The following is a 10927-nucleotide window of genomic DNA, read 5'->3' as shown; positions in this document are numbered from 1 at the left end:
GCGGCCATCAGGCAGATGATCAAAGCCGCCGGCGCCAGGCTTTGGTACCTGCCGCCCTACTCTCCGGACCTCAATCCGATCGAGCAGGCCTTCGCCAAGATCAAACACTGGATGCGCCAGGCTCAGAAACGCACCGTCGAGGAAACTTGGCGCCATATCGGCCAACTCGTCGAAACCATCGAGGCAGCCGAATGCAAAAACTACTTCGAAAACGCAGGCTACGCTTCTATCAAAACGTGAAACGCTCTAGAGTATTTCTCTGGCTCCTTCGCCGCCGAGTGTTTTCGGACTTTGCCCACAGGGCGGCAGGTGACGCCGAGGGGAGAGGTGAGAGGCGAACTCTCCGGCGATCGCGGCATGATGGCGGAGTTGCCGAAGTTGAAGCGGCTTTCAAGATACCGAATTCAGTTCCCTGACCGGTCCAGGTCTTCAGTGCGAAGGAGCGCGCTTCCAATAAGTGTCCTGGGGATCGCCGTCCATGTGGTCCGGAGCGTTGTTCGACCCGGTGATCACGCCGGCATCGCCCATGCCCATGTCTTAACGACCGAGGGGCTTGAGGCCCTCCTTCGCCGAGGTTTCGGAGGGCATCCTGCTTCGTACGGAGGGTTGGGCTTGTCCTGCGAAGCTCGGAGAGCGAAACAGGATGGCGGAGAGGATGGGATTCGAACCCACGAGAAGCTTTTGACCTCTACTCCCTTAGCAGGGGAGCGCCTTCGACCACTCGGCCACCTCTCCGTTGCGCCGCTGGATAAAGAAAAGCGCCGGCACAATCAACAAGCCCGCGTCATTATATGGAAAAATAAGAGCGGACGGAGCTGCCGCCTTCCCAGGTGCGGCGGTTCTGCGGCAATTCCCTGGCCATCGACCGTCCGTCGATCACCGGATTCGGCTGGAAATAAACGGTTGCGGCGGGGCTGATGGTTAACAAGAGCTTCCTGAGTGAGGCCAAATCGTGTCATTTGCGCAACAACGCTGGGTGATAGCTGCCGAACAGCCCTGTCGCCGGTACGATCGTGTTTACGGCGCCGCCTCATGGGTAATGTCGAATTCGAGGGAGCGGCGCGGTGATAGTAAGGATTCTTGGGTTCCGCATCGACCGCTCGCGCGAAATATCGCAAAGCCGCCTCATCCTCATAACCCAGGCAAATGGTTCCCAGGATATACAGAGCCAGGGGGTGATTTGGAGTGCGCGACAGAACTCGAAGGCACAGGTCCTGTGCTTCGTTGAGGCGCTTGGCCTGCTGGAGAGCGTCAGCCTGTTTCAGCAGCGCTTCATCGGCCTGCCCACGTGAAAGCGAATTAGCCGTCGGCAGATTCGGCTTCGGCGTGGGGCCAGGCTTGATGTGTTTGGGCCAGGCAGGCGGCAGACGATTGTTCATGGTGCCTCGCTAGCAAAAAGAGGCGACGGAATTCAGCGTTACGGCTGCGGACGCAGGGTGCTTGCACGGCCAAGCCGGTCACGCTAGCAAGAAGGCCCTTTTCCAGCGAGCCTCTGCCATGCACCAGCGCCCTCCCCTCACGCCCCTCGTCGCCGCGCTTCCCTCAACGGTGCCGTTTGTCGGCCCGGAGGCGCAGGAGCGTGAGCGCGGGCGCGCTTTCCGCGCCCGCATCGGCGCCAATGAGAGCAGTTTTGGTCCTTCGCCGCGCGTCATTGCGCGCATGGCCGAGATCGCCCGCGACATGTGGATGTATTGCGATCCCGACAATTTCGATCTGAAGGTCGCCGCTGCCGTGCATCACGACGTGGCGGTCGAGAACGTCGTTGTCGGCGAAGGCATAGACGGGCTGCTCAGCCTGGTGGCGCGCATGTATGTGGCGCCTGGCGATGCCGTGGTGACGTCGCTCGGCGCCTATCCGACCTTCAACTTCCATGTTGCCGGTGTCGGCGGCCGGCTGGTCACCATCCCTTACGAGAACGACCGGGAAAGTCTGAATGGTTTGCTCGCGGCGGTCGTCAAGGAGAAGGCACCGCTGGTCTATCTGTCCAACCCGGACAATCCGATGGGCAGCTGGTGGGAGGCGGACGAGGTGATCCGCTTCATCGAAGCGTTGCCGCAGACCACAATGCTGGTGCTCGACGAGGCCTATGGCGAATTGGGGCCGGCCTCGGCTTTGCCGCCGCTTGATATCTCGCGGCCGAACGTCATCCGCATGCGAACCTTTTCAAAGGCTTATGGGCTTGCCGGCATACGCTGCGGCTATGCAGTGGCGGAAGCCCAGGTGATCCGCGACTTCGAGAAGATCCGCAACCATTACGGCGTCAGCCGCATGGCACAGATCGCCGGCGTCGAGGCGCTTGCCGACCAGGCCTATCTCGAGACGGTGGTGGCGCGGGTGGCTGCCGGGCGCCGGCGCATCGCGGCGATCGCCGAACAGAACGGGTTGAAGCCGCTGGCCTCGGCCACCAATTTCGTCACCATCGATTGTGGCCATGACGGCGCCTTCGCGCTGAAAGTGCTGCAGGGACTGTTGTCGCGCGACGTGTTCATCCGCAAGCCGATGGCGCCAGGGCTCGACCGCTGCATCCGCGTCAGCGTCGGTCTCGACCATGAACTAGATATTTTCGCCGAGGAACTGCCGGGCGCGCTGGCGGCGGCGCGAGGGAACTAGGTAATTTCACCACTCCCAGGTGCCGGCGCACCGCCGAGCAGATACCTTGCACGTGTCAAAATATCGGATAGTTCGGCGGCTTCCTCGTCGCCTAGGTCCGCGGTCAGGCGGAAGAGATCGCGATCCGCGGCTGCCTGGAGTGTGGCAAGCGCGGCCTGGCCGCGGACGGTGAGCGAGAGGACGCGACCGCGCAGGGCATCGGCACGCGTTTCCGTCAGGCCGGCGGTAGCGAGTTTTCGAAGGATTCTCGTGACGTAGGCCGGCTCCAACTGGAGCTCCCGGGCGATGTCGGACGTTGCTGGTGCGAAATCGATTTGAAACGCCCGTGCCAGAAAACCTGCCTTGCCATCAGGGGTGGCGGCAATATGGCCGGATCGACGGCCCAGTTCGAACAGCACCCGCGCCTCGGTCAGCGTATAGGCGCTGTGCGTCAAGGTTTCGTCGAGCAGCCCGATCAGGCCGGTATAGAACCGGTTGAAACACCTGAGGTCTCGGACCAAAGCATTCCGATCGGCGGGCATGTCATGCGCCTCCATGAGATTCCACGTCGGCAGATCATCGCGCAAAAGTTGACCAGGTCAAGTATTTATTGGATCAAGTCATCTATCTTCCGAACAAGCCTCGGCTCATATTCGATCGCCTGCCCTTCAAGCCAGTTGCCTTCACTCGATCCTGCGCCAGACTCTATGCAAGGGAGCGCGAGATGAATGATCGGAAAAGGGCAGTGCGGGCCAGCGTACACGGCAGGGTGCAAGGCGTCGGCTACAGGATCTGGGTGAGAGGCGAAGCGGCAGGGCTTGGGCTGGTGGGCTGGGTGCGCAATGAAAGAGACGGCTCGGTAACGACATGGCTTGCCGGCGCCGACGCAGCGGTTTCGGCCATGATCGAGCGACTTTGGCAAGGCCCGCTGGGCGCATCAGTCTCACGGATCGATGTCGAGGAGATCGAGACCTGGACCGCGCCTGGAGACTTCAGGATCGTCGCATAGGCGCAGGCGCGCCACTTGAATTCATCAGACACTCTTGAATTAATTGAACGTTCGTTTTATTATCTCCGCATTGACGAGGCGATCATGGCGCGCACCACAGGATCCGACGGCGAGCGAACCGAAGCGGCAGTCCGCGAAGCGGCGGTCAACCTGATCGCACGCTATGGCTACGAGGCGATGTCGATGCGCCAGCTGGCGGCCGAGGTCGGCGTCCAGGCGGCCGCGCTCTACCGCTATTTCCCGACCAAGGAAGACCTGCTGTTCACGCTGATGCGCGAGCATATGGAAGGGCTTCGCATGGCCTGGGAACACATCAGGCCAACCGGTGCCGATCCGGCGGAGCAGCTTGCGACCTATGTACGCAACCACATCGCTTTCCATATCGAGCGCCGGCATGCCACACATGTGTCGAACATGGAATTGCGCAGCCTGTCGCCCGACAGGCTGACGCAGATCCTGCGCATGCGCACAGCCTATGAAAAGGAACTGCGCACCATCCTGCGCGATGGCGCCGAGTCCGGCGTCTTCAACATCGAGGACACCGGCCTGACGGCCATGGCGCTGATCCAGATGATGACCGGCGTCATCGTCTGGTTTCGCCCGGGCGAGCGGCTGTCGGTCCCTGAAGTGACGGCGACATATCTTTCGATGACAATGCGCCTGGTTGGCGCGAGGATCGGCACCTACAGCGCCGCGCATCCCTTCCGACGCGCAAAGGACGCTGTAGCACTTTGATTTGCGTATGACCCCGAAGATCGAGGCGATCTTTGGGTCATACGCCGGGGAGGAACGGCATGTACACGAACACGCTCAGCTTCGGGCATGACGAGGATATCGAGGCGCTGCGCGACCTGGTGCGCCGCTTCGCGCAGGACAGGATCGCGCCGATTGCCGGCGACATCGATCGCGACAACGAATTTCCAGCGCATCTGTGGCGCGAGTTCGGCGCGCTCGGCCTGCTCGGCATCACCGCCGATCCCGATTTCGGCGGCAGCGGCATGGGTTATCTCGCCCATGTCATCGCGGTGGAAGAAATTTCCCGCGCTTCGGCTTCGGTCGGTCTCTCCTACGGCGCCCACTCCAACCTCTGCGTCAACCAGATCAATCGCTGGGCGACGCCGGCGCAGAAGGAAAAATTCCTGCCGCCGCTGTGCTCGGGCGAGCGCGTCGGCGCGCTGGCGATGTCAGAATCCGGCGCCGGTTCCGACGTCGTCTCGCTCAAGCTGCGCGCCGAGAAGCGCAATGACCGCTATGTGCTCAACGGCACCAAGATGTGGATCACCAACGGGCCGGACGCCGATACGCTGGTCGTCTATGCCAAGACCGATCCGGAGCGGAAATCGCGCGGTATCACCGCCTTCATCGTCGAGAAGGCAATGACGGGGTTCTCCGTGGCGCAAAAACTCGACAAGCTCGGCATGCGCGGTTCCAACACCGGGGAGTTGGTGTTCGAGAATGTCGAGGTGCCGTTCGACAATGTGCTGCACGAGGAAGGACGTGGCGTCGAGGTGCTGATGTCGGGCCTCGACTATGAGCGCACCGTGCTCGCCGGCGGCCCGATCGGCCTGATGGCCGCCTGCCTCGATGTGGCGATCCCCTATGTGCACGAGCGCAAGCAGTTCGGCCAGCCGATCGGCGAATTCCAGCTGGTGCAAGGCAAGCTTGCCGACATGTATACGGTGATGAACGCCGCGCGCGCCTATGTCTATGCCGTCGCCGCCGCTTGCGATCGCGGCCAGACCACCCGCAAGGACGCCGCCGGCTGCGTTTTGTTTGCCGCCGAGAAGGCGACGCAGATGGCGCTCGACGCCATCCAGCTGCTTGGCGGCAACGGCTACATCAACGATTATCCGACGGGACGCCTGCTGCGCGACGCCAAGCTCTACGAGATCGGCGCCGGCACGAGCGAAATCCGCCGCTGGCTGATCGGCCGCGAGATTATGGCGGAAGGGGTGTAGCATGGCCGTCCTTCAAACCCAGATCTCGCCTTCCTCCGAAACCTTTCGCGCCAATGCCGAACGCATGCGCGCGCTGGTCGCCGACATCGCCGACAAAGCCGCGACCGTCGAGCGCGGCGGCTCGGAGGAGGCGCGCGAGCGCCATGTCTCGCGCGGCAAGCTGCTGCCACGCGAACGCCTCGCCCAATTGCTCGACACCGGCTCACCCTTCCTCGAGATCGGCCAGTTCGCGGCGTGGTCGATGTATGGCGAAGAGATTTCCTCGGCCGGCATGATCGCCGGCATCGGCCGTGTTGAGGGCACCGAGGTGATGGTCGTCGTCAACGATGCCACGGTGAAGGGCGGCACCTACTACCCGCTGACGGTGAAAAAGCACCTGCGCGCGCAGGAGATCGCGCTGCAGAACAATCTGCCTTGCATCTATCTGGTCGACAGCGGCGGCGCCAACCTGCCCAACCAGGACGAGGTGTTTCCAGATCGAGAGCATTTCGGCCGCATCTTCTACAACCAGGCCAACATGTCGGCTGCGGGCATCCCGCAGATCGCCTGCGTCATGGGCTCCTGCACGGCTGGCGGCGCCTATGTGCCGGCGATGTCGGACGAGACGATCATGGTGCGCAACCAGGCAACCATCTTCCTCGGCGGCCCGCCGCTGGTGAAGGCGGCCACCGGCGAGGATGTCAGTGCCGAGGATCTGGGCGGCGCGGACGTGCATACGCGGCTTTCCGGCGTCGCCGACCACTATGCGATGGACGACGACCATGCGCTCGCCATCTGCCGTCGCATCATCAAGAATCTGAATCGAAACAAGACCGTAAGCCTGAACTTACAGAAGTCGATTCCACCACTTCATCCGGCGGATGAGCTCTATGGCGTGGTGCCGACCGACCTACGCCAGCCCTACGATGTGCGCGAGGTGATCGCGCGCCTTGTCGACGGTTCCGAATTCGACGAGTTCAAGCAGAACTACGGCACCACGCTGATCACCGGCTTTGCCCATCTGCATGGCATGCCGGTCGGCATCATCGCCAACAATGGCGTGCTGTTTTCCGAAAGCGCGCTGAAGGGCGCGCATTTCATCGAGCTGTGCTGCCAGCGCAGGATCCCGCTTGTCTTCCTGCAGAACATCACCGGCTTCATGGTCGGCCGGAAATACGAAGCCGGCGGCATCGCCAAGGACGGCGCCAAGCTGGTGATGGCGGTTGCCACCGCCAGGGTGCCGAAGGTGACAATCATCATCGGTGGTTCATTCGGCGCCGGCAATTACGGCATGTGCGGCCGCGCCTATTCGCCACGCTTCCTGTGGATGTGGCCGAATGCCCGCATTTCGGTGATGGGCGGCGAACAGGCGGCAACCGTGCTTGCCATGGTCAAGCGCGAAGGCATCGAGCGCAAAGGGGGCGAATGGAGCGCCGAGGAGGAAGCAAAATTCAAGAAGCCGATCCTGATGAAATACGAGCATGAGGGCCATCCGCTCTACTCGTCCGCCCGCCTCTGGGATGACGGCATCATCGATCCGGCGAAGACGCGCGAGGTGCTGGCGCTCAGCCTGTCCGCCGCGCTCAATGCCGAAATCGAGGACACGCGCTTCGGCGTGTTCAGGATGTGAGATGAGCGCGGCGCTGGACAGGATCCGCATCCACACCGGCGACATCACCAAGCTGGATGTCGACGCCATCGTCAATGCCGCCAATTCGTCGCTGCTCGGCGGCGGCGGGGTCGATGGCGCCATCCATCGCGCGGCGGGCCGCGAGCTTGAACTCGAATGCCGGATGCTGAACGGATGCAAGGTCGGCGACGCCAAGATCACCAAGGGTTACAAACTGCCGGCTCGACACATCATCCACACGGTCGGACCCGTCTGGCAGGGTGGCGGCAAGGGCGAAGCCGAACTGCTGGCCTCCTGCTATCGCAGGTCGCTGGAACTCGCGGCCGCCAATGACTGCCGCTCGGTGGCGTTTCCGGCGATCTCGACCGGTGTTTATCGCTACCCGAAAGATGAGGCGACCGAGATCGCTGTCGGCACGGTCAGCATGGTCGTCGAAGAAAAAGCAATGCCGGAGACCGTCATTTTCTGCTGCTTCGATGAGCAAATGGCGCAACTATACCAGCGAACCGTTGCTGCGCTCCGGAAAGGCTGAACTGTATGGACCAACCGATTCATCAGCACAGGCAAACCAAAATTCCGGCCAACGAACTGGCGCCGAGGCAAAACATTCGCTACTGCTTGTCCTACTCAGTGCAACGGGGACAGGGTGGAAATGAAACTGGAATATTATCGGGGGACGTCCGTCTCGATACTTGCATGACTACTAATATTCGCAATGGCTGGCGCCGCCATGGCTGGGTCGCTGGCGGGCAGCAAGGGAGACGTGCGTTACCCAATAAACATTCCCGTGGGGACCACCGGGGGCTGCGGCAAGATCCATGCAGCGTATGTCGCAGCCTCGGGCCATTCGGCCTTCGCGGCGACGCCAATCGTTCCGGCGAACGAGTATTTCATTTGTGGCGTGAAGCTGAATGCACCGTCACCGAAGGCGGCCGAGGAACTGGCGCTGAAATCCTGTCAGGCCAGCAAGAGCAAATACAAGGTTACGGTTGCCGGCGCCTGCAGCATCGCCGCGTCCAAATAGGCTGGAACGCGCGCGGTCTTTCTCTTTGTGGGGAGCAGAATGAAAACGACGAATTCCAGGCGGACAGCCATGGCGATGCTGGCCGGGTTGTTCATCATCACCTCGTGTGGCTTCGGCGTGGCCGGGTCGCTGGCGGGGAGCGAGGGGGACAAGCGTTTTCCTCCGAATTTGGGCGACTCGAAGTCGCCATGCGCCAAGGCATACAAAGCCTATGTGGCCGCCAACGGCCATTCCGCCTATGCCACCACGCCGTATTCCAGGGTGGTCTCGTTGTACATCCTCTGCGGCACGCGGCTGAATGCGCCATCGCAAAAGGTGGCGGAAGAGCTAGCGATGAAATCCTGCCTGGCCACACGTGCGCACTACAAGGTGACGAACTGCGGCGCTTGCGAGATCGCCGCTTCGAAGTAGGCCGGCGCCAGCCCAATGGCGCCGCCCGAGACAGACCCGGGAGGCTCCATGTTTAACAAGATCCTGATCGCCAATCGGGGCGAGATCGCCTGTCGTGTCATCCGCACGGCCCGCAAGCTCGGCGTGCACACCGTCGCCGTCTATTCGGATGCCGACGCGAAATCCTCGCATGTCGAGATGGCCGACGAGGCTGTTCATATCGGCCCCTCGCCTGTCGGCGAAAGTTATCTGCGCGGCGACAAGATCGTCGCGGCGGCGCTGGCGACCGGGGCGCAAGCCATCCATCCCGGTTACGGCTTCCTGTCGGAAAATCCTGATTTCGTCGACCAGGTGGTGGCGGCAGGGCTCACCTTCATCGGCCCGTCGGCGGCCTCGATCCGCGCCATGGGACTGAAGGACGCCGCCAAGCGGCTGATGGAGAAGGCCGGTGTGCCGGTGGTGCCGGGCTATCATGGTGAGGCGCAGGAGATCGTCCTGCTGGCGTCCAAGGCACGCGAGATCGGCTATCCCGTACTGATCAAAGCGCGTGCCGGCGGCGGCGGCAAGGGCATGCGCCGCGTCGAGCATCCCGATGATTTCTCCGAGGCGCTGTCCAGCGCCCGGCGCGAGGCAAAAGCCGCCTTCGGCGACGACCGCGTTCTGGTCGAGAAATATGTCGACAAGCCGCGGCACATCGAAGTGCAGGTGTTCGGCGACAATTTCGGCAATGCGGTGCATCTCTACGAACGCGACTGCTCGGCGCAGCGCCGCCACCAGAAGGTGATCGAGGAAGCGCCCGCCCCCGGCATGGCGCCGGCATTGCGCAAGGCAATGACGGACGCCGCCGTGAAGGCCGCCAAGGCGATCAATTATTCCGGCGCCGGCACCATCGAGTTCATCGTCGATGCCTCGCAAGGTCTTAAGGCCGACCGCTTCTGGTTCATGGAAATGAACACTCGCCTGCAGGTCGAGCATCCGGTTACCGAAATGGTCACCGGCACCGACCTGGTCGAGTGGCAGTTGCGGGTCGCCAGCGGCGAGAAGCTGCCGAAGACGCAAAGCGAGATCACACTTGCCGGCCACGCTTTCGAGGCACGCATCTACGCAGAGGACGCGGCAAAAGGGTTCCTGCCGGCAACAGGCACGCTGCACCATCTGAAGTTTCCTGAGCCCGACGCGGCGGCGCTGCGCATCGAGACCGGCGTGCGGGTCGGAGATGCCATCTCGCCCTTTTACGATCCGATGATCGCCAAGCTGGTCGTCCATGCAAAGGACAGGCAAGCGGCGCTGGAAGCCCTCGGCGCAGCGCTCTCGCAGACCGAAATTGCCGGTTCCACCGTCAACACCGCCTTTCTTGCCGCCCTTGCCGCCGATCCCGACTTTTGCGCTGGCGACGTCGACACCGGCCTGATCGGCAGGCACCAGGAGGCGCTCACCGCGGTCGCGCCGCCGAGCGGCGAAATCATCTCGGCAGCTGCCCTTGCCGCCTCCGGCGCGGAAGCTTCGCCGCCATCGAATGATCCATGGTCTTCGCTTTCCGGCTACGCGCATTTCCACGGCATCGCGCGGCGCATACGGCTAAAGTTCGGCGAGGCCGCTATACTGGCAAAGGTTTCGGTACGACCGGACGGGCGCTTCCAGGTGGCGCTCGATGCGCCCTATGACAGCGCCAATGTGCATGACCTTCGCGCCGCTCCTCGCCTCGCCCGCTGGCCAGGCCACATCACGGTGTTCGAAGGCGCCGTCGGCTATACATTCGCGGTGCCGGACCCCTTGGCGAGGAGCGATGACGCGGCTGCCGCTTCCGGCAGCCTGCGCGCGCCGATGCCCGGCCTGGTCAAGCTGGTGCGCGTGGCAAAGGGCGACGCGGTGATCAAAGGGCAGCCGCTGCTGATCCTCGAGGCGATGAAGATGGAGCACACCATCGCCGCGCCGCATGACGGGGTGATCGCCGAGATCGCCGTGGAGGGAGCCCAGGTCAGCGACGGGACCGTGCTGGTGCGGTTCGTCGAGGAACACGCTTCGACCGCCGCAACTGGCTGACAATCGGAACTGCGTCCTGGATCACAAAGAAAAATGGCCGGGATGAACCCGGCCATTTCAGACTGCTGACAAACCCCGTCGATTTTCGGCGGGGTTTTTTTGTTATGTGATTGAAGTGTCTTGGAATGTTTGTGTCAGGAGATTTTGACAGGAGGCGTAGGGCCTCATGCGAGGGCCGGTTTGGGGTTCGGCCATAGGCAAAGGGCGATCTTTTTGATGTTCTGGGCGGCGGCGGCGATCAGGCACTGGCAGGCGACCCTGATGAGACTTCGGAACCGCGCATAGCGGTGACCATGCAGTTGCTT

At 62.5% G+C, this 10927-nt stretch carries 12 protein-coding genes, 1 tRNA gene and 1 pseudogene; 10 read left to right on the top strand and 4 right to left on the bottom strand.

From position 1 onward, the window contains the following. Window positions 1-240 (top strand): transposase (locus AC1D05_RS35410; RefSeq protein ID WP_477447399.1); only part of this gene is annotated, 240 nt, incomplete at its 5' end. 404 nt (window positions 241-644) lie between these two features. Here the strand turns inward: AC1D05_RS35410 and AC1D05_RS35405 are convergent. Together AC1D05_RS35405 and AC1D05_RS35400 are read right to left on the bottom strand one after the other, a co-directional pair. Continuing rightward, window positions 645-735, bottom strand: a tRNA-Ser gene (locus AC1D05_RS35405). Window positions 736-770: 35 nt separating this feature from the next. Then, window positions 771-1379, bottom strand: a complete 609-nt coding sequence (locus AC1D05_RS35400) for a hypothetical protein (RefSeq protein ID WP_477447592.1) — start codon at window positions 1377-1379, stop codon at window positions 771-773. A 118-nt stretch (window positions 1380-1497) separates the two neighbouring features. On the opposite strand from AC1D05_RS35400, the gene AC1D05_RS35395 reads away from it, so the two are divergent. After that, window positions 1498-2610: a pyridoxal phosphate-dependent aminotransferase gene (locus tag AC1D05_RS35395; protein WP_477447590.1), complete on the top strand. Its 1113-nt coding sequence runs from the start codon at window positions 1498-1500 to the stop codon at window positions 2608-2610. On the opposite strand, the gene AC1D05_RS35390 is transcribed toward AC1D05_RS35395, so the two are convergent. After that, window positions 2607-3131, bottom strand: coding sequence for a MarR family winged helix-turn-helix transcriptional regulator (locus AC1D05_RS35390; protein WP_477447589.1), 525 nt, complete (start codon window positions 3129-3131; stop codon window positions 2607-2609). The genes AC1D05_RS35395 and AC1D05_RS35390 overlap by 4 nt on opposite strands. Before the next feature lie 182 nt (window positions 3132-3313). Here AC1D05_RS35390 and AC1D05_RS35385 point away from each other — a divergent pair, with 182 nt between their 5' ends. The 8 genes from AC1D05_RS35385 to AC1D05_RS35350 all read left to right on the top strand — a co-directional run bounded on the left by AC1D05_RS35385 (window position 3314) and on the right by AC1D05_RS35350 (window position 10622). Continuing rightward, window positions 3314-3598: an acylphosphatase gene (locus AC1D05_RS35385; RefSeq protein ID WP_477447587.1), complete on the top strand. Its 285-nt coding sequence runs from the start codon at window positions 3314-3316 to the stop codon at window positions 3596-3598. Window positions 3599-3682: 84 nt separating this feature from the next. Next, window positions 3683-4333, top strand: coding sequence for a TetR/AcrR family transcriptional regulator (locus tag AC1D05_RS35380; protein ID WP_477447585.1), 651 nt, complete (start codon window positions 3683-3685; stop codon window positions 4331-4333). A 59-nt stretch (window positions 4334-4392) separates the two neighbouring features. Next, a complete protein-coding gene (locus AC1D05_RS35375; RefSeq protein ID WP_477447583.1) occupies window positions 4393-5556 on the top strand; it encodes an isovaleryl-CoA dehydrogenase in 1164 nt (387 codons plus the stop codon). A 1-nt stretch (window position 5557) separates the two neighbouring features. Then, window positions 5558-7165 carry a carboxyl transferase domain-containing protein gene (locus tag AC1D05_RS35370; protein ID WP_477447581.1) on the top strand — a complete coding sequence of 536 codons (1608 nt, stop codon included), beginning with the start codon at window positions 5558-5560 and terminating at the stop codon, window positions 7163-7165. A gap of 1 nt (window position 7166) precedes the next feature. Beyond that, a complete protein-coding gene (locus tag AC1D05_RS35365) occupies window positions 7167-7697 on the top strand; it encodes an O-acetyl-ADP-ribose deacetylase (protein ID WP_477447579.1) in 531 nt (176 codons plus the stop codon). 198 nt (window positions 7698-7895) lie between these two features. After that, window positions 7896-8189, top strand: coding sequence for a hypothetical protein (locus tag AC1D05_RS35360; RefSeq protein ID WP_477447577.1), 294 nt, complete (start codon window positions 7896-7898; stop codon window positions 8187-8189). 69 nt (window positions 8190-8258) lie between these two features. Beyond that, window positions 8259-8600, top strand: coding sequence for a hypothetical protein (locus AC1D05_RS35355; RefSeq protein ID WP_477447575.1), 342 nt, complete (start codon window positions 8259-8261; stop codon window positions 8598-8600). A gap of 48 nt (window positions 8601-8648) precedes the next feature. Beyond that, window positions 8649-10622 carry an acetyl/propionyl/methylcrotonyl-CoA carboxylase subunit alpha gene (locus tag AC1D05_RS35350; RefSeq protein ID WP_477447573.1) on the top strand — a complete coding sequence of 658 codons (1974 nt, stop codon included), beginning with the start codon at window positions 8649-8651 and terminating at the stop codon, window positions 10620-10622. Between the two features lie 164 nt (window positions 10623-10786). On the opposite strand, the pseudogene AC1D05_RS35345 reads toward AC1D05_RS35350, so the two are convergent. Beyond that, window positions 10787-10927: pseudogene (locus tag AC1D05_RS35345) on the bottom strand (IS5/IS1182 family transposase); the annotation flags it as partial.

Source organism: Mesorhizobium sp. P2_E9 (assembly GCF_056403815.1).
This window is presented reverse-complemented; position numbering and strand designations above follow the sequence as displayed.